At 59.6% G+C, this 21,439-nt stretch carries 18 protein-coding genes; 16 read left to right on the top strand and 2 right to left on the bottom strand.

Features of this window, described 5'->3' with window-relative positions:
• The first annotated feature begins 6 nt into the window (after positions 1-6).
• The 12 genes from recJ to priA all read left to right on the top strand — a co-directional run bounded on the left by recJ (position 7) and on the right by priA (position 15,609).
• Positions 7-1,710, top strand: a complete 1,704-nt coding sequence (recJ, locus tag VIH17_08065) for a single-stranded-DNA-specific exonuclease RecJ (GenBank protein HEY4683189.1) — start codon at positions 7-9, stop codon at positions 1,708-1,710.
• A gap of 189 nt (positions 1,711-1,899) precedes the next feature.
• Positions 1,900-4,206, top strand: coding sequence for an LPS export ABC transporter periplasmic protein LptC (gene lptC / locus VIH17_08060; GenBank protein HEY4683188.1), 2,307 nt, complete (start codon positions 1,900-1,902; stop codon positions 4,204-4,206).
• Positions 4,207-4,212: 6 nt separating this feature from the next.
• On the top strand, positions 4,213-4,938 hold the full coding sequence (lptB, locus tag VIH17_08055; GenBank protein ID HEY4683187.1) for an LPS export ABC transporter ATP-binding protein: 726 nt from the start codon (positions 4,213-4,215) through the stop codon (positions 4,936-4,938).
• A 3-nt stretch (positions 4,939-4,941) separates the two neighbouring features.
• Positions 4,942-6,378 (top strand): RNA polymerase factor sigma-54, encoded by a 1,437-nt coding sequence (gene rpoN, locus VIH17_08050; protein ID HEY4683186.1) that lies wholly within the window; start codon positions 4,942-4,944, stop codon positions 6,376-6,378.
• A 107-nt stretch (positions 6,379-6,485) separates the two neighbouring features.
• On the top strand, positions 6,486-7,364 hold the full coding sequence (gene rapZ / locus VIH17_08045; GenBank protein ID HEY4683185.1) for an RNase adapter RapZ: 879 nt from the start codon (positions 6,486-6,488) through the stop codon (positions 7,362-7,364).
• A gap of 75 nt (positions 7,365-7,439) precedes the next feature.
• Positions 7,440-9,302, top strand: a complete 1,863-nt coding sequence (locus VIH17_08040) for an ABC transporter ATP-binding protein (protein ID HEY4683184.1) — start codon at positions 7,440-7,442, stop codon at positions 9,300-9,302.
• Positions 9,303-9,304: 2 nt separating this feature from the next.
• The gene (locus tag VIH17_08035) at positions 9,305-10,201 is read left to right on the top strand and encodes a YicC/YloC family endoribonuclease (protein ID HEY4683183.1); all 897 of its coding nucleotides are present in this window, start codon (positions 9,305-9,307) and stop codon (positions 10,199-10,201) included.
• A 7-nt stretch (positions 10,202-10,208) separates the two neighbouring features.
• Complete coding sequence (gene gmk, locus VIH17_08030) at positions 10,209-10,853, top strand: guanylate kinase (GenBank protein HEY4683182.1); 645 nt, start codon at positions 10,209-10,211, stop codon at positions 10,851-10,853.
• 9 nt (positions 10,854-10,862) lie between these two features.
• On the top strand, positions 10,863-11,084 hold the full coding sequence (gene rpoZ, locus VIH17_08025; GenBank protein ID HEY4683181.1) for a DNA-directed RNA polymerase subunit omega: 222 nt from the start codon (positions 10,863-10,865) through the stop codon (positions 11,082-11,084).
• A gap of 15 nt (positions 11,085-11,099) precedes the next feature.
• Complete coding sequence (coaBC, locus tag VIH17_08020) at positions 11,100-12,302, top strand: bifunctional phosphopantothenoylcysteine decarboxylase/phosphopantothenate--cysteine ligase CoaBC (GenBank protein ID HEY4683180.1); 1,203 nt, start codon at positions 11,100-11,102, stop codon at positions 12,300-12,302.
• A complete protein-coding gene (locus tag VIH17_08015) occupies positions 12,302-13,159 on the top strand; it encodes a uracil-DNA glycosylase (GenBank protein ID HEY4683179.1) in 858 nt (285 codons plus the stop codon). Before coaBC ends, VIH17_08015 begins: the two co-directional genes overlap by 1 nt.
• Positions 13,160-13,167: 8 nt before the next feature.
• The gene (priA, locus tag VIH17_08010; protein HEY4683178.1) at positions 13,168-15,609 is read left to right on the top strand and encodes a primosomal protein N'; all 2,442 of its coding nucleotides are present in this window, start codon (positions 13,168-13,170) and stop codon (positions 15,607-15,609) included.
• An 82-nt stretch (positions 15,610-15,691) separates the two neighbouring features.
• Here the strand turns inward: priA and VIH17_08005 are convergent, their stop codons facing one another.
• On the bottom strand, positions 15,692-16,690 hold the full coding sequence (locus tag VIH17_08005; GenBank protein HEY4683177.1) for a site-2 protease family protein: 999 nt from the start codon (positions 16,688-16,690) through the stop codon (positions 15,692-15,694).
• Between the two features lie 73 nt (positions 16,691-16,763).
• Positions 16,764-17,030, bottom strand: a complete 267-nt coding sequence (locus VIH17_08000) for an HU family DNA-binding protein (GenBank protein ID HEY4683176.1) — start codon at positions 17,028-17,030, stop codon at positions 16,764-16,766.
• 241 nt (positions 17,031-17,271) lie between these two features.
• Between VIH17_08000 and dcd the strand changes: the two genes are divergently transcribed.
• The 4 genes from dcd (at position 17,272) to hisS (ending at position 21,257) form a co-directional block, all read left to right on the top strand.
• Positions 17,272-17,823 (top strand): dCTP deaminase, encoded by a 552-nt coding sequence (dcd, locus tag VIH17_07995; protein HEY4683175.1) that lies wholly within the window; start codon positions 17,272-17,274, stop codon positions 17,821-17,823.
• Positions 17,824-18,037: 214 nt separating this feature from the next.
• Entirely contained in the window at positions 18,038-19,129 is a 1,092-nt protein-coding gene (locus tag VIH17_07990; protein ID HEY4683174.1) for an Mrp/NBP35 family ATP-binding protein, read from the top strand.
• A 170-nt stretch (positions 19,130-19,299) separates the two neighbouring features.
• A complete protein-coding gene (locus VIH17_07985; protein ID HEY4683173.1) occupies positions 19,300-19,842 on the top strand; it encodes a gamma carbonic anhydrase family protein in 543 nt (180 codons plus the stop codon).
• A complete protein-coding gene (hisS, locus tag VIH17_07980) occupies positions 19,842-21,257 on the top strand; it encodes a histidine--tRNA ligase (protein HEY4683172.1) in 1,416 nt (471 codons plus the stop codon). Before VIH17_07985 ends, hisS begins: the two co-directional genes overlap by 1 nt.
• The last annotated feature ends 182 nt before the right edge of the window (positions 21,258-21,439 follow it).

Raw genomic sequence — 21,439 nt, 5'->3', positions numbered from 1 at the left:
CAGCCCATGCGCTGGATCCTTTCCCAGACCAATCCGGAAATTGTTTTTCGACTCGAAAAGGCCCTCGAGATTCCTCAACGATTTGCCCACCTGCTTGTCCTTCGGGGGATCAACGACCCGGAAACGGCTGCTCGCTTCCTCCATCCCGAAATGCGGCACCTGCATGACCCGTTTTTGATGGCGGGGATGGCGGAGGCGGTGGAGCGGCTGCTTGGCGCGGCTCGTCGCAAGGAACCCATTCTCATCTACGGCGACTACGATGTGGATGGCACCATGGGGATCGTTGTCCTGCGCGAGTCCCTTGAACGGGTGGGGGCAAGCCCGGATTTTTACATTCCGAAGCGGCTGGTCGAAGGCTACGGGATGCGCAGCGAGGTGGTGGAGGAAGCAGGGCGGCGCGGGGTGAAGCTCATTATCAGTGTGGACACGGGGATTCGGGCGGCGCCAATTGTGGCGCGGGCGCACGAGCTCGGGATCGATTGCATCGTCACCGATCACCACCTGCCCGAGGAAAGATTGCCGCCGGCGCGCGCCGTGCTTAATCCGAATCGCCCGGATTGCCCCTATCCGGACAAAAATCTCTGTGCTGTGGGAGTGGTCTTCAAACTGGTTCAAGCGCTCTTTGAGCGGGCTCGATTGGAAGGCCGCGAGAAGCTGCTCCACTCTTTTCTCAAGTTGGTAGCGCTCGGAACGATTGCGGATGTTGTGCCGCTGGTCGGAGAAAACCGCATTTTTGCCAAAGTGGGGCTCGAAGGTTTGCGATGGCCGGCAAATCCCGGCCTGAAGGCTTTGCTCGGCGTGGCCGGCGTCGATTTGAACAAGCTAACGAGCTACGACGTCAGCTTCCGCATCGGGCCGCGCATCAATGCGGCCGGGCGCATGGCCGATGCGAGCAAGGTCATCGAACTTTTTACGACCAAGGTTCCCGAACGGGCCGGGGAAATTGCGGAAGAACTCAATCGCCTGAACGCCGAACGGCAGCAAGCGGAGGAGAGGATCCTCGAGGAGATTCTGGATCGTGTGGCCGGAAATCCGTCGCTTGCCGAGGAGCACGTGCTGGTTTTCGCGGGAGAGAACTGGCACCGCGGCGTGGTGGGGATTGTTGCTTCGCGGATTGTCGAGCGTTTTCACCGGCCCGCGTTGGTCTTCTCGGTCGAAGGGGATCCGCTGCGGCGAGCGCATGGGTCGGGGAGATCGCTTCCGGCGTTTGATTTGCTTGCGTGTCTGGACTCGGCCGCTGATCTGTTTGAGCGCTACGGTGGCCATCGCCTCGCAGCCGGATGCTCTCTCGAGGAGGCAAAGCTGCCGGAGCTGCGGCAGCGGCTCAATGGTTTTGCACGGGTGCGGATCAGGCCGGCTGATTTGGAGCCGACTCTGAGCATTGACGAGGAAATCCAGCTCAGTGAGATCACGACGGAATGGCTGGAAGCCATTTCGCTCCTGCAACCGTTTGGCAATGGCAATCCGGCTCCGAGATTTGTGGCGCGTGGATTGCGCGTGACTTCTGCAGCTCGCCTGCTGAAAGAGAAACACGCCGCCATCCAGGTCAGCGATGGCGAGCGGGAGATGGAAGCGGTGGGCTGGAATATGGCTTCGAGACTTGTTACGCTCGAACGAGGCTGCTCACTCGATCTTGCTTTTGAGGTCGAGAAAACCGATTTCGGCCGCCTGGGTCCGTTCCGGTTAATCATCCGCGATCTTCACTGCTGAGAGAAACCCCTGCCGATTTCGTTTTTGCTTGCACACCTCGGGTATGGATAAGGTTCGTCAGGGAGAAGAGCGCTCCGTATTTCCCGGGCGGGGATTCGCTTTTGAGGGGAGTTACCACCGTCCTGGAAAGCTGCCAAGCTGCCTTGTGCCCCCGTGGATGCATCTCCTATACTGGTTGGTGAGCATTCGATGCTGCTCGGCAATCAGGATCGGATCAACAAGTTGCGGCGTTGGTCGGCAATGGTGGCGGTCGCGCTGGTCATGGTCATCGTCGGAGTGTATCTCTACCGCCAACGACAGGTGAGCCTGGCTCGCAAGTCGCTTCCTCCACCCGTTCCGGCAAGCGTGGGCCAGCGTTCGGCGGAATTTACGTTTTCCAAGATAGACCGGGGACGGACCCTCTTCACGATTCATGCTTCGCGTGCCACCGAGTTCAAAGACAGCAAGAAAAGCCTCCTTGAGGACGTCTCCATTGTGATTTTTGGGAGCGACGGCTCTCGGCACGACCGGGTGGCCTCTTCGCGCTGTGAATATCTTGCCGAGCAAGGTGAAATTTCTTGCCCCGGCTCCGTGCAAATCACTTTGCAGAGCGCGAAGGCGGCAGGCAGGAAGGAATCCGGCGGGCCCGATTCGGCCGAGCCGTTTTGGATGACCGCTTCCGCGGTTCGCTTCCTGGAAGAATCAGCGCTGGGATCTACCGACCAGGTGGTCACATTTCGTTTTGCGGGCGGCCACGGACGGGCCAAGGGTCTGAGCTACCGCGCCCGCGAGGGAATTCTGCGGTTGGAACACAACGTTGAGATCACGGCTGAGCGACGTGAAGATGGCCGGGAAGCGCCGGTGACGTTGCGCGGAAGTGCGCTTGAATTTCGACGCGCCAGCAATCAGGTGCGGGTTTTTCCGCCCGTGGAAGTTCGCCAGGCAGGCCGGCGGATGAGTGCCGGCTCGTTTATCGCCCAGCTCGATTCGAGGATGCGGCCGGTGAACGTTGCGGCCGAGGGCGAAGTTGCCGGAACCGCTGAAGAGAGCGGGCGAACCGTGAGCTTTCGCGCGGACCGCGTCACTTCGCACTTCCTGGCTGAAGCACCGACGCAAGTGACGGCGGAAGGTTCCGTGGTTTTAGAAAGCGTCGGGGCTGGCAGCCGGTTGCGACTCGAGGCGAACAGGCTAACGGGCTATTTCGTTGAGCATGGCGATCGCGTGGAGCGTATCGAGGCGGAAGGCGACGTGAGGGTGACATCCACCGCGCGCTCGCCCGATGCCGGTGAAAGAGAATACAGACTCGCCGCACCGGGCCTGCGCCTGCTGCTGAAAGCCGGTGCTAAACCAGAGAGCGCTGAGACTCTGGGCGGAGGCAAGTTGGTCATCGTCGGCGCCAAAGAGCAGCAGGTCATCAGCGGGGATGTGCTCACGGCCAAGTTTGGCGATGCAGGCCAAATCCAAACGCTCCGTGCTGGCCCTCATGCACGTTTCGAAACCCTCGATGCGTCGGGGCCGGGCAAGCCCGCGCGTGGTCTGGCGGGCAAGCCGCCTCGAGTTGCCACCAGCGATGTGCTGGCCATCGAGTGGGATTCTTCAGGACGAGAAATGGTTCAGATCTTGCAAACTGGAAACTTTCGATACCAGCAGGGCGAACAATCGGCAGCTTCCGCGAGCGCCCTCTACGATCTACGGAAAGCGACGATCGTACTTTCCGGCTCCCCCGCCCTCAGCGATCGCGCCAGCCGCACAACCGCCAACCAATTCACCTTCTTTCGAGAAAGAAATGAAATGCAGGCCGAAGGAGGAGTCCAGACCACATATTTTCTTGCGCTTGGCAGGACAGCCTTGTCGCTGCCGGGGGAGAGCGGGCCGGTGAAAGTGAACGCCAGGCGAATGCGGGCGCGCGCCGAGGATGGTTGGGCGCAATACGAGGGGCGAGTCCGTCTCTGGCAGGGCACGGATGCGGTTGAGGCAGATGTCATGGAGGTCAACCTGAACGACAAGGCCCAAGGCCTGGTGGCGACCGGGGAGGTCCGCAGCGTGCTGGGGGTGTTGGCCAAGGGAAAGGAAGCGGCCGGGGGCGGACCCGGGGCGGAGAGGCCTGGAGGCGCACTCCACATTCATTCCGACAGCATGACCTTTGCCGCGAAGGACAACCTCATTCACTACGAAGGGTCGGTCAAGGCCGCCGGAGATTTTGGGCGGCTCACGTCACAGGCGCTCGAGATACGGCTGGCCGCTCCGGGGAAGGCGACAGGGGGGACGGTGGAACGAATCGTGGCGCAGGGTAACGTCCGGATCGTTCAGCCAGGCCGCCGCGGACATAGCGAACGCGCCGAATATTTTCCGGCCGAAGAGACGATCGTGCTTTCGGGCGGAACGCCGACGCTCGAAGATGACGAACTTGGCACGGCGACCGGGGCCACGTTGACTTTCAAAAATGCGGGTGCTAGCATCACCGTGGAATCGCAAGCGGGAAAACGAACACTTTCAAGACACCAACTTGCCCCATGATCGTTTATGTTGAAACTGACGACCGTCGAGATCAACAAATCGTATCGGGGACGCAAGGTCGTTGACGACGTAAACCTGGAAGTGGCGCAGGGCGAGGTGGTGGGACTCCTGGGACCGAACGGCGCTGGCAAGACCACCACGTTTCACATCATCGTTGGCCTCACTCGCCCGGACTCGGGTCAGGTTTTCCTCGACGGCGATGAAATCACTCTGCTGCCCATGTACATGCGGGCCCGCAACGGCATCGGCTATCTTCCGCAGGAGCCTTCCGTCTTCCGAAAACTGAGCGTGGAAGAGAATCTGATGGCAGTGCTTGAGACTCTGCCGATGAGCTGGTCGGCTAGGCGGGAACGGTTGGAAGACATCTCGGGCCAGATGGGGCTGGTGAGCTTGCGCCATCGCCGCGCTTACACCCTTTCCGGCGGGGAGCGGCGGAGGGTGGAGATCGCCCGAGCGCTGGTGCTTTCGCCTTGTTTCATACTCTTGGATGAACCTTTTTCAGGAATTGATCCGATCGCAGTTCTGGACATTCAGAAGCTCATCCGAAGCTTGAAGGAACGGAATATCGGGGTTCTGGTGACGGATCACAATGTGCGAGAAACATTGCGGGTGACCGACCGCGCTTACATCATCAACACTGGCCGGATCTTTCGCGTCGGCACACCGGAAGCGCTTGGCAAGGACAGCGAAGTCCGCCGCGTTTATCTCGGCGACCATTTTCAGATGAACTGAACCATGAACGGACAGCGGCCACAACTGCATCTCCGGCTTGCGCAAAAGCAGATCCTCACACCCGGGCTCGTCCAGATGGTAAGCGTGCTCGCGCTTAACAAGCTCGAGCTGCGACAGATGATTAACCAGGAGATGGTTGAGAATCCCATCTTGGAAGAGCTGGCGGAGGAGGCGCAGACCCTGGAAAATCCCAGTGACGAGGCCTTCGCTCAGAATGAAACGGAAAAGGCCGCCGAGGATCAGGCTGAGTCGGATCCCTTCGATGAGATGGACATCAAGGCTTTTTTTGACGACTATCTGGAGACGACCGAGCGGCCGCGCGAGCGCGAAGAAATCGAAAAACCGTCCTTTGAAACTTTCCTCTCTTCGCCCACATCGCTGGCCGATCACCTGGAGTGGCAGCTCGGGCTGACGCCATGCGAGGAGAAGGTTCGGGAAGCGGCCCACTCGATCATCGGAAATCTGGATGAGGACGGCTGCCTGAGCGCGACCTTTGAGGAAATCGCCCGCTCGGGCAACCACGAGCTTGCTGATGTCGAGCAGGCGCTCAAACTGCTGCAGGAGTTTGACCCGCCGGGAGTGGCATCGCGCGACCTGCGCGAATGCCTGCTGCTACAGTTGCGGATGATCGCCCCGGATAGCACGCTGGCGCAGCAGATCGTTGCCGACCACCTCAAGCAACTTCAGAACAAGCAATACAAGGAAATAGCCCGCGCCCTGAACCGATCGGTTCCCGCGGTGATGACGGCCATTGACATCATACGACGGCTCGACCCCAGGCCCGGCCAGCGCTACAACAAGACGAATCCAAGGCTCATCGAGCCGGACGTATTCATCGTCAAGTCGGGCGATGACTATCAGATTCTGATGAACGAGGACGATCTGCCCCAATTGCGCTTGAGCCCGGTCTATCGCAAACTGCTCGACCGGGCGGTGTCCACGCGCGAGGTTCGCAACTACGTAAAGGAACGATTCACCTCAGCGGTTCAATTGCTCAAGAATATCGAGCAGCGAAAGCACACCATCATCCGTGTCTGCGAATCGATTATTCGACGGCAACGGGATTTCTTGGATTTCGGCATCGATGCCCTGAAGCCGATGATGATCAAGGAGGTGGCGGAGGAGGTGGGGGTACACCCCTCGACGGTGAGCCGCGCGGTTGCGAACAAGTACTCCCACACTCCCCAGGGTGTTTTTGAGCTGCGCTATTTCTTCTCGGAAGCGGTCAGTGGCCCGCAGGGAGGGCACACCTCGTTGGTTACGCTGAAGCGCCGGGTGAAGAAGATGATTGAAGAGGAAGATGCCAATCATCCGCTGACCGACGAGCAGATCGCCAAGCGTCTTGCCGGGGAGGGCATCCTTGTGACGCGGCGGACAGTGGCCAAGTACCGCGAAGATATGAAAATTCCAAGCACTCATCAACGCCGTGTGAAGGCATAAACCAGGCTAGTGCCGTTCCAACCTGCGGGAACGGGAGTAACGGGCGATAAGCCCGAAAAGCTGGAAGGGCACGAGTCGGCCGGGGCAGCGCCCACGCCAGGTCGCGCGTGAAAGGAATCGGGCAACCAACCTCACGCCAGCTCATCATCCTTACCGGCCTCAGCGGGTCGGGCAAAGGAACCATCCTCAAGACCTTTGAGGATCTGGGTTACTACTGCGTGGATAACCTGCCGGTAGATCTGATTCCGACGTTCGCCGATCTTCTTGGCGAGAGCGGAAGTGAAATTGCGAAGGCCGCTTTACTCGTTGACGTGCGGGAAGGCGGGGCGTTGGGCCGATTTCCGAAGCTTTACCGCCAACTGCAACGGCGACAAGCGGCGACACTGGTATTCGTGGAAGCGAGGGACGACGCGCTGGTGCGCCGTTTCAGCGAGACGCGCCGGCCTCATCCACTCGGGCTGGACAAAACGATCGCGAGCGGCATCCGCGCTGAACGTCGGATGATGCAGCCGATTCGCGAACTGGCCGATGTGGTGATTGACACCACCCGCTTCAATGTCCACGAATTGCGCCAGCACGTCATCCATCGCTTCCAAGGAGAAGACCGCCGGAAACGCATCCTCATTTCCCTGACGAGCTTTGGCTATCGTTATGGTGTGCCGCCCGATTCCGATCTTGTGTTCGACGTGCGTTTTCTGCCAAACCCCAATTTTGTTCCGGGACTCAAGGCCAAATCGGGCAAGGACGCGGCGGTGATGCGCTACATCCGGTCCTTTCGGCAAACCCGGGAATTCATCAAGCGGTTGAGCAAATTGCTGATCTACCTTTTGCCGCATTACATGCGCGAAGGGAAGAGCTATTTGACAATTGCGGTCGGTTGCACCGGCGGGCGTCATCGTTCGGTGGCGATCTCGGAAGCGATTCACCGCGAATTAGCCCGGCACGGATACGACACCAAGGTTACTCATCGGGATTTGGTCAAGTAGTTGCGTTTGGGGCAGATTGACTTTTAACGGTTTCCCCCCTATCGTTGGGAGTTTGACCCACGCCCGAATTTCGGCATGAGGGAGAGTCCGCTGGCGTCGGTTTCCAATCGTGGCGTGTCGCTTCTCTTTCAGCATGCATGGCGCTACCGCACCCTGCTGGCGGCCGGGGCCTTCTTGCTCCTCGCGGTGGGGGTCTTCGAGGGCATGCTCACCCTGAGCATTGGGCCGGTATTTGATCGGGTCTTGAGCCCAAAGGAAATCAGTTCCGACCTGGTTTTGGTGACGATTCCCCGCATAGGCAAGAGCATTTACCTCCGCCAATTTGTTCCGGGGTATTTTCGCAACGTCTGGACGGTTTTTGCTTTCTTCTTTGTTTCCATGGCGCTGTACAAGGCGATATCGCAGTTTGGCGGGAGCTACATGATCAATTTTGCCGGCCAGGCGGCGGTGATGGACCTCCGCAATCGCGTCTATGAAAAAATCATTCGCCAGCCGCTTCGCTTTTTTCAGGACCATCCCACCGGGAAGTTGATGTCAGCCATCGTCAGCGACATCGAAAAGATTCAATATGTCGTTTCCCAGGCGGTAGCCGACCTCGTTCGGTTCACTTCGACGGCGATCATCCTGTTCAGCGTCATGGTCGTGCTCGACTGGAAGATGGCGCTGGGCGCCGTTTGCCTCTTACCCTTCGTTCTCTATCCCTCGGTGAACCTGGGCAAGCTGATCCGACGCTCTTCGAGGAAGAGCCAGGAAAACGTTGGGGAGATGAGCCGCATTCTGCAGGAGACGATCAGCGGCAACCGGGTTGTCAAAGCGTTTGGGATGGAGAAGTTTGAAATCGAAAAGTTTCGCGAGGCCACCCGACGGCTGCTCAAGAGCAATATGCGATGGGTGCGGGCGCACATCGTATCACCACCGCTCATGGAGGTGCTGGGGGCGATCGCCATCGTCCTTATCCTTCTCTATGCCCGCAATGAGATCCAGCGCGGGGTCATGACCACGGGCATATTTGCTGCTTTCGTCTTTGCGATGTTCAAGCTCTACGAACCGGTCAAAGGGCTGAGCTCGATTTACAACATGTTCCAGCAAGCCTCGGGGGCCTCCTCTTTCATAGCTGAGTATCTCAACCTCGGTGAGGAGATTCAGGAGCGACCGGGGGCGCCGGCGCTGCCGCCGTTCCGCGACTCGATCCAGTTTGACCGCGTCAGCTTTTCTTACGACAGCGGGATGTCGATTCTCAAGGACATCGATCTGAGCGTGCAGGCGGGGGAAGTGGTAGCGATTGTCGGGCTCAGCGGGGCAGGGAAGTCCACCCTGGTCAATCTTCTTCCACGGTTTTACGATGTTACGGAAGGCCGTTTGCTGATAGATGGGCGGGACGTCCGCGATGTGAATCTGAATTCGCTCCGCTCCCAAATTGCTGTTGTCACGCAGGAAACGATCCTGTTTCACGACACCGTCCGAAATAACATTTGCTACGGCTTGAGAGACAAGAAAGACGACGAGGTCATTGCCGCGGCGAGAGCAGCGATGGCGCACGACTTTGTCCTGGAATTACCCCACGGGTATCAAACGGTGATCGGCGAGCGGGGCATGCGGCTTTCAGGGGGGCAGCGGCAGCGGATTGCGATCGCCCGGGCGCTGCTCAAGAATTCCCGCGTCTTGATTCTGGATGAGGCGACCTCCGAGCTGGACAGCGAATCCGAACTGGCCGTCCAGCGCGCGCTTGCCAATTTGATTCAAGGCCGCACGACTTTTGTGATTGCCCACCGGCTTTCCACGATTCGCCGGGCCGACAAGATCATGGTACTCGAAGAGGGGCGGATCGCGGAGGTCGGCAGTCATCAAGATCTCCTCGCCCGCGGCGGGCTATATCAGCGCCTTTACGAGATGCAATTTGTGGAGAACGAGCCAGGAGTGGAGACCACCTCCGTGTAGCCATGCTGAAATCCATGACCGGATATGCGGAAGCTACCCTTCAGGAGCGGGACTGGACGCTGCGGCTGGCGATTCGCAGCTTGAATCATCGCTTTTTGGACCTGCATATCCGGTTGCCGGTCGAACTGGAGTTCTGTGAACCGGTGATGCGGCAAGGGCTACGAGACAAAATTTGTCGCGGGCACTTGGACGTGAGCGCTCAAATCAGCCGAAAGGACATGGCAAGCGTGCATGTGAACCGGGATGCGCTTACCGGCTATGTGAGTCTTGTGCGCGAGCTTCGGCGAGAATATTCATTCGACAGCTCACCCAATCCGGCTGAGCTGCTGCGTTTGCCCGGCGTGCTCGCCAGCGAACACGGCCCGGTGGACGAAGAAACCCGTCGGACCATCTCGGGCGCAGTGGAGCGCTGTCTGGCGGAAGCGATTGCCCGGCTGGACGAGATGCGAACCCAGGAAGGACAAGCTCTGGCCAAGGAACTGGGACAACGCGCCCAAAAGATACAGGAAGTGGCGGCGAAGTTGGAAGCATTGAATCGTAAGGCCCAACCCCAATATTTCCAGTTGCTTCAAAATCGTCTGCAAAAGCTGCTCGTTTCAGTCGCGCCTGAACCCTCTCGCATCACTCAGGAAGCCGCCATCCTGGCCGAACGGAGTGACATCACCGAGGAAGTCACCCGTCTTCGCAGCCATATTGGGCAGTTTGAGCAGATGATTTCGACCGGGGGGGAAATGGGCAAGAAGCTCGATTTTTTGTTGCAAGAGATGCAGCGCGAGGCGAACACGCTCATGGCCAAGTCGCCCGGGGTGGAAGCGGACGGGATCGCTATCACCGACCTTGGCCTCCAACTCAAAGCGGAGATTGAAAAACTCCGCGAACAGGTGCAGAACGTGGAATAAAGCGACCATGGCCAGCGCTGACGCGTTCCGAGTTTTTATCATCTCTGGCCCTTCCGGATGCGGCAAATCGACTCTGGTAGAAAAGTTGCTCCAATTGCCGCGGATGCGCCTGTCGGTCTCGGTTACTACTCGTACGCCGCGTTCCGGCGAACAGGAAGGCGAGTGGTATCGTTTTGTCGATGGGCGCACATTTCAGTTGATGCGTGACCGCGAGGAGTTCATCGAGTGGGCTGAGGTATTTGGAAATTTCTACGGAACGCCGAAGTCGGAGCTGGAAGCAGCTCGAGTGGCCGGGGAAGACCTTGTCTTGGAAATTGACGTGCAAGGCGCCGAACAGGTAAAAAAGAAGATTGGCCCATCGGCAATTGCCGTTTTCATCGCACCGCCTTCGCGCCAGGTGCTGGAAGAGCGCCTCCGGGGCCGCGGCAAGGATAGCGACGCCGCCATCGCTCGCCGGCTGGAGACCGCCCGGCAGGAGATGCGGCGGTGGCAGGATTATGACTATATCGTGGTGAATGACGAGCTGACGCGCGCCGCCGATGAGGTCATGGCCATAGCCAATGCGGTGCGGAGCGGCAGGCAGCTCGAAACGGCCAGCCGGGAGCAGAACACCGGCCGGATTCAAAAGATTTTGGAAACCTTTGGAGGATAGTGAACGCCGATGACGGAGAAGCCCGAGAGCCAGTTCGGATACGTCGTAATTGCGTCGCGTCGTGCCCGGCAACTGCAAGGCGGGGCCCGGGCGCTGCTTGAGCACCCGCGCTCCCACAAGTCCACCCGCATAGCGATGGAGGAACTGGACAAGGGTTTGCTACAGTATGAGGTGCCGGAGCTTCCAGACGGATCGGGCAAAGATGGCAAACGAAAACGGTCGGAGAAGTGAGGCAGGAGACGCAAGATGAAGATCGCGCTCGGCATCAGCGGCTGTATCGCCGCGTACAAGGCGGCAGAATTGGTCCGGCGGCTGCAACAGGAGCGAATGGAAGTTCAGGTCATCCTGACCCGCAGCGCTCAGGAATTTATTACCCCGCTTACGTTTGCCGCCATCACCGGGCAGAAAGTAATCACCGAAATGTTCGGAGACACGGCAAGGCCTGCGAACGTCGAGAGCGCGATCGAACACATCGCCGTCGCCCAATCCATTGACGCGCTGGTGATCGCTCCGGCAACCGCCAACCTTCTGGGAAAGCTTGCCCACGGCATCGCCGACGACTTCCTCACGACGCTCTACCTGGCCACCAAGGCCCCGGTCATTGTTGCCCCGGCGATGAACGTGAACATGTGGGAACACGCGGCGGTGCAGGAGAATCTACGCGCCCTCGCGGCTCGCGGTGTTCATGTCGTTGAGCCTGACGAAGGCTACCTGGCCTGCGGCATGACCGGCCCCGGAAGATTGGCCAGCGGGGAAGCGATTGCCGCCCGGGTCTCAGCCGTGCTCGGCATCAAGCACGATTTCCAAGGGGAGACGGTACTCGTCACTGCCGGGCCAACCATCGAAGACATTGATCCCATCCGGTTCATCAGCAATCGTTCATCCGGGAGAATGGGCTATGCGGTGGCGGAAGCCGCCCGGCGACGGGGCGCCAAAGTGATCCTGGTAAGCGGCCCCACGCATCTTGCGCCGCCGCCCGACGTGGAATTCATTTCTGTCCGTTCGAGCGAGGAGATGCAGCGGGCGGTGCTAGGTTGCCTGGAGAGGGCCAGCGTGGTCATCAAGGCGGCAGCGGTCGCCGACTACCGGCCATCGGCCCGGCAGAAGCAAAAAATGAAGCGCGGCGCGGAGAAATTCAGCCTGGAGCTTGAGCTGACGGCGGATATCGTGGCCGAGGTGGGAAAAAAGAAAGGCAAACAGACCATTGTCGGCTTTGCCGCAGAAACAGAGAATCTGCTCGGCAATGCGCGGAAGAAATTGGTTGAAAAAAGGCTGGATCTGATCGTCGCCAATGATGTAACTCAGGACGGTGCCGGGTTTGACAGCGAGACCAATACTGTGACGCTCTTGGCGCGGGACCACCGCCAGACGGAGCTTCCGAAATCCGGCAAATTCGAGATTGCCAATCGCATCCTGGACGAGGTTCTACGCCTCCGCAACGGAGCCTGATGCCTGCCCCCACGCGCTTGATGCTCGAAGAATGGTTGAAGTTCTTCGATGACATGAGCCTCGGCCCCTTTTATCTGGATCGGCAACCCCGTGGGCGAGCCGAAGTGCCCGTTTCGCCGGCGCCAGTCGCCGGGGAGCCGGTTTTGCCACCCGACACTTTTTCCCAAAGCGCGCCAGGCGCCGAGCAGGAGCCGTTTCAACTCCCCGCCCTCGTGCCCTCTCTCTTTGATCAAGTGGAGTCCCACGCGGGGGAGACGCTCGAACAAATCCGGGAAGAGCTGGGCGACTGCCACCGGTGCCGGCTTTGCTCCCATCGCCACACCATTGTCTTTGGCGTGGGCAATCCGCGGGCCGAACTGGTCTTCATCGGAGAAGGGCCCGGGGCCGAAGAAGACGCGCAAGGACTCCCTTTCGTGGGGCGGGCGGGCCAGCTCCTCACCCAGATGATCCAGGCCATGGGGTTGAAGCGCGAGGACGTTTACATTTGCAACATCATCAAGTGCCGTCCGCCGGAGAACCGAACGCCGGAGAAGGACGAAATTGCGACGTGCTCACCGTTTTTGCTTCGCCAACTCGACGCCATCAGGCCGAAGGTAATCTGCTGCCTCGGCAACGTTGCCTTCCAAACTTTGCTGGGCACCACGGTCGGCATCTCCAAAGTCCGCGGCCAGTTTATGGATTATCGCGGCGCAAAACTCATGGCAACCTTTCATCCCGCGTACCTTTTGCGGAACCCAAACGCCAAGGGCGAGGTCTGGACAGACCTCAAGAAGATCATTGCCCACCTCGGGCTCCCAGGAAAGAAGCCTGCCGGCAGCTCACCGGAAGGGGCGGCCCTAAACTCCACCGAAGGATAGGTTCGGCCATGGCCGAAGAAGTCTATTGCAACGTGGCCGTGCCGGTGCCCCTGCCGACCACCTTTACTTATCGCGTGCCGCCAAGTTGGATTCCGCTGGCGCAACCCGGCTGCCGCGTCCACGTACCGTTCCGGAATCGCTCCCTGGTCGGGATGCTCGTTGGACTGAGCGCCGAGATTCCCAAGCGGACACCGATCAAGGAAATCGCTGAGGTTCTCGATGCCAGCCCGATCCTGACGCCGACCCTGCTCCGGCTTGGCCAGTGGATTGCGGAGTACTATCTTGCTCCGCCCGGAGAGGTATTCGAGGCCATGCTGCCTCTTCCGGCAGAGCTGCGGATAAGGCGCCTCTTGCGCTTAACGGAAGCTGGATGCGAACGGATCGAACGGCTCCGAATGGCAGAGGTTGGGGATCGCCCCCGTGCCGAGTTGGCTTTGCTGGAGGCGCTCTCGTCTCGAAAAGACGGGATGAGCCTTCAACAGGCGCAAACGAGGATTGCTACAGCCGGGGAATTGCTGCCGCGTTTGATTCGGGTGGGAGCGATTGAGCAGCGGGAAGTGGTGCGGCGCAGAAAAGCCAGGACGGAGATGGTCGTTGCCTGGATCGGCGCCGGTAAAGATTCCGCTCTGCTTGGCGGCGCGGCGGCGACGGTTGGTGAATACTTTCGCGGCGGGCGCGGCCCAGCCGCCCGGCGAGACTTGATGGCGGCAACGGGGGTGAAGCGCAGCGCGGTGGCGCGGCTGGTGCGGGCGGGTTGGCTGTCTGCCTGGCAGGAGCCGATCGTGCCAGAAGCTGAACCGCTTGAATTCGACTTCGATCCGTCAGCCAATATCTTGAATGCTGACCAGCAGGCGGCGGTCGAGGCGATCGGACAAATGCTGGAACGACGGGAATTCGCCACCAGCTTGCTTTATGGCGTCACCGGCAGCGGCAAGACCGAGGTATATTTGCGGGCGATCCAGATGGCTCTGGAGCGAGGAGGGACAGCGCTGTTGATGGTGCCGGAGATCGCATTGACGCCGGCGGCCGCCAGGCTGCTGCGCGCGAAACTGGGGCCGACGGTGGCCGTGCTGCACAGCGCCATGCCGGAGTCGGCGCGGGGGGAAGAGTGGTGGCGGTTGCGGCGGGGCGAAGCCCGAGTGGCGGTGGGGACGCGCTCGGCTGTTTTCGCGCCGGTCGAGAATCTGCAACTCATCATCGTGGACGAAGAACAGGATAGCAGCTACAAGCAGGAAGAGACGCCGAAGTACAACGGAAGAGATGTAGCGGTCGTGCGCGGAAAGCTGGAGGGGGCGACGGTGGTGCTCGGCTCGGCCACACCGGCGCTGGAGACGTTTATGAACGCCGGGCTGGGCAAGTATCGGTTATTGCAGCTCAAGGCGCGGGTCGCCGACCGGCCCCTGGCGCAAGTCGAAATTGTGGACATGCGGGAGGAATATCGCGCCTCGCCTCGCATCACGCCGCTCTCTCGCGCCCTGGAAGAGGCGATTGAGGCTGAACTGGCCGCCGGAAACCAGGCGGTGGTCCTTATGAATCGTCGCGGTTACTCCTGGTTTGTGTTGTGCCGTTCGTGTGGCAGCGCGGTTCAATGCCAGAATTGCAGCATCTCCCTCACCTATCACAAAGCCCGCAATCGGTTGCTCTGCCACTACTGCGGATTTCAGAAGCCCGTGCCGAAGTCCTGCCCGAAGTGCCAGGCCGAGTATATCTACTTTGTCGGGGAAGGGGCTGAGCGGGTGGAGGAACGTTTGCGGGAACGTTTTCCGCTGGCTCGCATCGCCCGGCTCGACCGCGATAGTGTCCGCGGCAAACGGCGCTACCATGCGATTCTTTCCGCGTTCGCACGGGGGAAGCTCGATATCCTGGTCGGGACACAAATGGTGGCCAAAGGCCACGACTTCCAGCGGGTCACCTTGGTCGGCGTCGTTTCCGCTGACCTGATCCTTGGCTTGCCGGATTTTCGGGCAGGCGAGAGGACGTTTCAAATATTAACGCAGGTGGCCGGCCGCGCCGGTCGTGGCGATCTTCCGGGGAAGGTCCTTGTGCAAACCTACTTTCCCGATCACTATGCTATCCAGTTCGGCGTAGCGCAGGACTATGAGGGATTCTACCGAAAAGAATCGGAGTACCGGCGGATCATGCACTATCCGCCTTTTGTGGCGCTGGCCAGCATCCTGGTGCGTTCGCGCCGGGTGGAAGAGGCGAGCCGGGTGGCGCAGCGGTTGAGCGAGTTCCTGGAGAAGCAAGAGCAGCAGGGCATCAAGGTACTCGGCCCTGCCGCAGCCCCCATCGCCAGGCTCCGCAGCGACTATCGCATCCAATTCTTGTTGAAGGCTCTTCAAAGAAAAATTCTCATCCAAGCGCTCCACCGCGTCCTTTCTTTCTGCCAGAAGGCGGAAATCTCGAGCGACAAAGTCTTGATTGACGTTGATCCGCTGAGTCTAATGTAGCGGCGCTCGAGGCGCGATCTCAAGCGGAACAGAGCCGGGCGGTCGAGCACGCCGCCGCCGGCCGACCCGGCCGGGCATGGAGCTACAGGCGGGCGAGGAACGGAGCGGGAGTGAAGCAGAGCAAGAAGATGGCGAGGGCTACGATGGCCAACCATTTCCTGCTGGCCTCGAGCTCCTGGCCAGGGTCAAGCAAGGCGGGGTGACGCATCCCGAGGAAGAACAGGAGAATCGCAAGGCTGATCCAGCCGCCCCAGTACATGGTTCCGAGAAGAATCAGAAGGAGGCAAAAGACCCAGGAGATATAGCGGTGTTTCCGCCCGGCCAGGGAATAGACGATGTGGCCGCCGTCGAGCTGGCCAACGGGCAGGAGATTCAGCGCCGTCGCAAACAGTCCTACCCATGCTGCTCGCCCCACTGGATGCAGAAGAATATCGGACACGGCCGCATCAGGATGAAAATAACGCGCGAGCATGACCAACAAGGGCGGGTTCCCCAAGATGATGGCACCGTCGAACTGGCTGCCGGGAATAATCTTGGAATAGGCGACGGCGATGGCAAGGGCTGGCAAAGCAAACAAGAAACCGACAATCGGGCCGGAAATGCCAACGTCAAAGAGCGCTTTGCGGTTGACGATCGGAGAACGAATGCGGATGAAAGCACCCAGCGTGCCAATGATATTGGGAAAGGGGATGAAATACGGATAACTGGCCGCAATCCCATAATAGCGGCAGGTCAAATAATGACCCAACTCGTGCGCCATGAGGATTCCAAGAAGAGTGAACGAGAAAGGAATCCCGATCAGCAATTGCCGGGGATGGCGGAACGGCAGCGATAGGACCGAAAGAGGATTGAGTTCGAGCGAATAGCCGGGCTGATTCCTGGCGTAGGCCATGGCCAAGCCCGCGCCCACCGACAGGGTCGTGAGTAGTGTCAGAACGAACAGGAACAGGTTGAGGGCAATGGGCCGGCGACGAAGAGGGACGGTTACCTGATAAGAAGTTTCTTCCGGGACAAGCCAGGGGCGCTTTTCCCCTGAGACTTTGGGGAAAAGAGAAAGCGGAGTCTGCCCGTCATCGCCCAAACCATTCTCCAAAAAGAAAAGGCGAGCCAAAACGGCTATGCTCGCCCGGGTCCCGTAAAAATGCGTACCGCACCTAGAGGGCTTGCAGCTCTTTACCCGGCTTGAAGCGCACCGCCTTGCCCGGGGGGATGGCGACCTCAGCACCGGTGCGCGGGTTGCGGCCGATGCCGGTCTTGCGTGGCTTGACGTTAAAAACGCCAAACCCGCGCAGTTCGATGCGATCACCGTTTTCGAGCGCCTTCTTCATGGATCCGAACACAGTCTCAACGGCGATCTCGGCCTTGGTTTTGGTAACCCCGGTGCGGTTGACAACTTCGTTGACGATATCGAGCTTGATCACCGTCGCCCTCTCACTACTTGCCAGCAGACAGACAAAGCAAGCGGTATGCTAGGCAACGAGTTTCAGGTTGTCAAGCAGTTTTGCGCTGTAATAAGATGCGCACCGTCCAACGCACGATTCGATTCTTTGCGAGAAGGCCGGCGGGGCATCGCCGCAGGGCAGGACGCCGACCTCGCTGGATGAAATTTGGGCCACGCAGGGCGGAACTCAAGGGATGCAGAGGGGAAAGGGTGGGGCAACCATGTTGAAATCCGACGGGTGGATTCGCAAGATGGCGACCGAGCAGAAGATGATTGAGCCGTTTGCTGAAAGTCAGGTTCGCAATGGCGTCATCAGCTATGGCTTGTCGTCCTACGGCTACGATATCCGGGTGGCCGATGAATTTCGCATTTTTACTAATGTGAATACGACCATCGTGGATCCCAAGCACTTCGATGCCCGCTCTTTGGTCGAATACAGGGGTGACATCTGCGTGATACCGCCGAACAGCTTCTGCCTGGCGCGCTCGGTCGAGTACTTTCGCATCCCGCGAAACATCTTGACGATCTGCGTCGGTAAATCCACCTACGCGCGCTGCGGCATCATCGTGAACGTCACCCCGTTTGAACCGGAATGGGAAGGGTACGTCACCCTGGAAATTTCCAATACTTCTCCTTTACCCGCCCGCGTCTATGCTCATGAAGGCATCTGCCAGGTCCTCTTCCTCGAAGCCGACCAGGTCTGCGAAATCTCCTACAAAGACAAAAAGGGAAAATACGACAAGCAGCAGGGGATTGTGCTGCCGAGAATCTAGGAGAGTCGCGCAGTCTTGCGGAGAGACCCCCCAGCCCCGAGGCTTGTCCTGAGCGGAGCCGAAGGGCACGTGCCTCCGTCGGGCCGCGGCGTAACACTCTCCGCCGAGCCCCGAGGCACCTGCCTCGGGGGCCTTTTGGGGCTCGCTTGATTGCTGCCACGCAATCCTCTACGATGAAGCGTTGGGCAAGAGATTCGAAGAAAGAAAGAGTTGCATGCCGGCGCAAGCCATAACGGAACAAGCGGTGCTGGAGGCCCTCCGGCGCGTGCCGGAGCCGGAACTGCACCGCGATATCGTCACCCTGAACATGGTGAAAGATATCAGGATTCAGGATGGGCGGGTCGGACTGACCGTCGTTTTGACCACGCCTGCCTGTCCGCTCAAGACGGAAATCGAAAAGAACGTTCAGGCGGAGGTAGGTCGGATTCCGGGTGTAACGCAGGTGGAAGTCAAATGGGATGCGAGCGTGCCCCGGGGGAGAGCGGCGGGGGACAAAGGCCCGATTACGGGTGTCCGGAACATCCTTGCGGTGGCCAGCGGCAAGGGCGGCGTGGGCAAGACGACGGTGGCCGTGAATCTGGCGATTGCGCTCCAGCGCATGGGCGCTCGAGTGGGCTTAATGGATGGCGACGTTTACGGCCCCAATGTGCCGCTGATGATGGGGAACAGCGAGCAGCCACATATCGTGGGCGAGAATCGCATTTCCCCGCTTGAAGCCTACGGCGTCAAGATGATTTCGATGGGCCACCTCAACCCCGGCGATAAGCCGCTGATCTGGCGCGGCCCGATGCTTCACGGAGTTGTCCAACAGTTTCTGCGCAACGTCGCCTGGGGCGAACTGGATTACCTCGTTGTGGACTTGCCGCCGGGAACGGGGGACGTCCATCTCACGTTGATCCAAACGGTGCCCGTCTCGGGAGCGGTGATCGTGACGACGCCTTCGATCGTGGCGCTGGCGGACGTGCGCAAAGCGGTCGAAATGTTTCGCCAGGTGAACGTGGAGATTCTTGGCATCGTCGAGAACATGAGTTATTTTTCTTGCCCGCACTGCGACGGCAAGATTGATATCTTCGGCCACGGCGAGGGCGAGCGCATGGCGGCGCAATTTGGCGTGCCCTTCCTCGGCGAGGTCGAGATTGATCCCCGCATCCGCATCGGCGGCGACACGGGCCGTCCGGTGGCTGCCTTCGGCGAAGACGGCGACGGCGCCAAGAGTTTTTACGTTTTCGCCCGCCAGGTGGCCGCCCGGCTCAGCGTTATCAACCTCACCGGCGCCGGCCAGCTTGTGCAGATCCAGATGGAGTGAGAAACACCTTCAGGAACAGTTCTTTCTCCGCCTGCCTTGTCAGTCTTTCCCGCGTGTGCTAGTTTTGCGTGTTTGTCTGCGAGGTAGCGGCGGCGTTCAGGCCGGCATCTTTCTTCGTGACGGGGAATGCCCGCTGAAGGCGGCCGCTACACCGCCGTTCAAGGGACGATTTGATCCACAGCTACCAGGGACGCGTGCCGCAGATTGCTGCGACGGCGTTTGTCGAGTCGAGCGCGCAGGTGATTGGCGACGTGATCATCGGCGAACATTCCAGTATCTGGTTCAACACCGTCGTCCGGGGCGACGTGCACTTTATCCGCATCGGCAGCCGGACGAATATTCAGGATGGTTGTGTCCTCCACGTGTACAAAGATTTGCATCCGTTGTTGGTCGGTGACGGCGTCACGGTCGGTCACGGAGCGGTGCTTCACGGCTGCACGGTGGAATCGAGGTGCTTGATCGGCATGGGAGCGATTCTGTTGAATGGCGTCAAAGTGGGCAGCGGTTCCATCATTGCGTCCGGCGCGGTGGTCCCGGAAGGGACGCAAATTCCTCCCCGTAGTCTTTTCGTCGGAGTCCCGGCCAAGTTCTTGCGCAGCCTGACGGAGAAGGACCTTGAAACGATTGACGGCTACGCTGCCCGGTATGTGAACTACAAAGAGATCTACTTGCAAGAAGGGCTTGCCCTGAGGAACGAAGGGAAGTCGAAATAGTGAAGAAGAAGTTCCAAGCCATCAAAGGCGTGCGCGACATTTTGCCGCCTGACTCAGCACTGTGGAATTGGTTTGAAGAGACGACACGGCGCGTATTTGAATCCTACGGCTTCCGCGAAATCCGCCTGCCGATCTTTGAACACACCGAGCTGTTTGAGCGGTCTGTCGGTAGCGACACTGACATAGTGAACAAGGAGCTCTACACCTTTTTCGATCCCTTTGATCGCCTCCGGGACTTTATCGGCCTGAGAAAAACAATTTTCGGCGAGTTTGAGGAGATAGAGGAACTCCCTGGAGAGGAGGAGGGGGCGATCTCCGAGATTTTCACATCTGTTAAAGAGTCGGTTAAAGAGGTCCCTCTAAAGGGAAGGCTTCTGACACTGCGTCCCGAGGCCACTGCCTCCGTCTGCCGCGCCTACATCGAGCATGGGATGCACACCTGGCCGGGGCTGGTGAAGCTCTACTATATGGGGCCGATGTTTCGTCGCGAGCGGCCGCAGAAGGGCCGCTACCGGCAGTTCTATCAGATTGGCGCGGAGGTCCTGGGCCAGACCGATCATCCCGCGATTGATGCTGAACTGATGGAGATGCTCGCCGTCCTGCTCGGCGAGTGCGGCATCGAGCGCTGGACGCTGCTGGTGAACTCGATTGGCTGCGGCGATTGCCGGCCGAAATATGTCGAGAAGTTGCGCGGCGCGCTTGAGTCGGTGAAGTCGCAGATGTGCGACGACTGCCAGCGCCGGGCCGAGGCGAACCCCCTGCGCGTGCTCGACTGCAAGGTCGAAGCCGACCAACCCATCATCAAAAAGCTGCCAGCCATCACCGACCACCTCGACCAGCCCTGCCGCGAGCACTTCGAGGAGTTCCAGCGGCAACTCAGGCTGCGAGAAATCCCGTACACGATTGCGCCGCGGCTTGTCCGGGGCCTCGACTACTACATGCGCACGACGTTCGAGATCACGAGCCCCGTCTTGGGCGCGCAGAATGCGGTCGTCGGCGGCGGGCGCTATGACGGGCTTACTGAGCTCCTGGGAGGCCCTCCGGCCAAAGGGTTTGGCTTCGCGCTGGGCACAGACCGCTTTATCGACGCGATCAAGGATGCAGGGAAGGTGGATGCCTCACGGCCGCTCGATGTTTTTGTCGCATGGATGGGCAGCGCAGCCTATGCGCCGGCGGTCAAGCTGGCGCGGCGACTGCGCTCAGAGGCATACACAGTCGAGTTGCCGCCCGAAGAGATGAAACTGAAGAAGTCTATCGGCCTTGCCGACAAGCTCCACGCCCGCTACACGCTGATTATTGGGGAAGATGAATTGGGCGCGAAAAAATTCACGCTCCGACGCATGAGCGACGGCGAACAGAAGCAGCTATCCGAATATGAATTGCTTGACCACCTCAAAGCGATGCGAAAGGTGTAGCCCGCCTCTTCAGAGGCGGGGTTCTTGAGGTACCACAAACCTTGCTTGATTCTCTCGGCGAATTGAAGCGCACTCACTACTGCGGCGAACTGCGGCCAAGCCACGTTGGCCAAGGCGTGGTACTGATGGGCTGGGTGCACGGTCGGCGAGACCTGGGCCAGCTTATTTTCATTGACCTGCGC

Source organism: Candidatus Acidiferrales bacterium (genome assembly GCA_036514995.1).
In the GTDB taxonomy this organism is placed as follows: Bacteria; Acidobacteriota; Terriglobia; order Acidiferrales; family DATBWB01; genus DATBWB01.
Note: the sequence above shows the minus strand (reverse complement) of the source record. Positions and strands in the feature narration are given on the sequence as shown.

Excerpts from the sequence above, each read along its gene's own strand:
- rpoN (HEY4683186.1), top strand. The coding sequence starts at position 4,942 with ATGAACGGACAGCGGCCACAACTGCATCTCCGGCTTGCGCAAAAGCAG.
- coaBC (HEY4683180.1), top strand. The coding sequence starts at position 11,100 with ATGAAGATCGCGCTCGGCATCAGCGGCTGTATCGCCGCGTACAAGGCG.
- lptB (HEY4683187.1), top strand. The coding sequence starts at position 4,213 with ATGTTGAAACTGACGACCGTCGAGATCAACAAATCGTATCGGGGACGC.
- VIH17_08040 (HEY4683184.1), top strand. The coding sequence starts at position 7,440 with ATGAGGGAGAGTCCGCTGGCGTCGGTTTCCAATCGTGGCGTGTCGCTT.
- dcd (HEY4683175.1), top strand. The coding sequence starts at position 17,272 with ATGTTGAAATCCGACGGGTGGATTCGCAAGATGGCGACCGAGCAGAAG.
- priA (HEY4683178.1), top strand. The coding sequence starts at position 13,168 with ATGGCCGAAGAAGTCTATTGCAACGTGGCCGTGCCGGTGCCCCTGCCG.
- lptC (HEY4683188.1), top strand. The coding sequence starts at position 1,900 with ATGCTGCTCGGCAATCAGGATCGGATCAACAAGTTGCGGCGTTGGTCG.
- recJ (HEY4683189.1), top strand. The coding sequence starts at position 7 with ATGCGCTGGATCCTTTCCCAGACCAATCCGGAAATTGTTTTTCGACTC.
- gmk (HEY4683182.1), top strand. The coding sequence starts at position 10,209 with ATGGCCAGCGCTGACGCGTTCCGAGTTTTTATCATCTCTGGCCCTTCC.
- VIH17_08015 (HEY4683179.1), top strand. The coding sequence starts at position 12,302 with ATGCCTGCCCCCACGCGCTTGATGCTCGAAGAATGGTTGAAGTTCTTC.
- VIH17_07990 (HEY4683174.1), top strand. The coding sequence starts at position 18,038 with ATGCCGGCGCAAGCCATAACGGAACAAGCGGTGCTGGAGGCCCTCCGG.
- VIH17_08035 (HEY4683183.1), top strand. The coding sequence starts at position 9,305 with ATGCTGAAATCCATGACCGGATATGCGGAAGCTACCCTTCAGGAGCGG.
- rpoZ (HEY4683181.1), top strand. The coding sequence starts at position 10,863 with ATGACGGAGAAGCCCGAGAGCCAGTTCGGATACGTCGTAATTGCGTCG.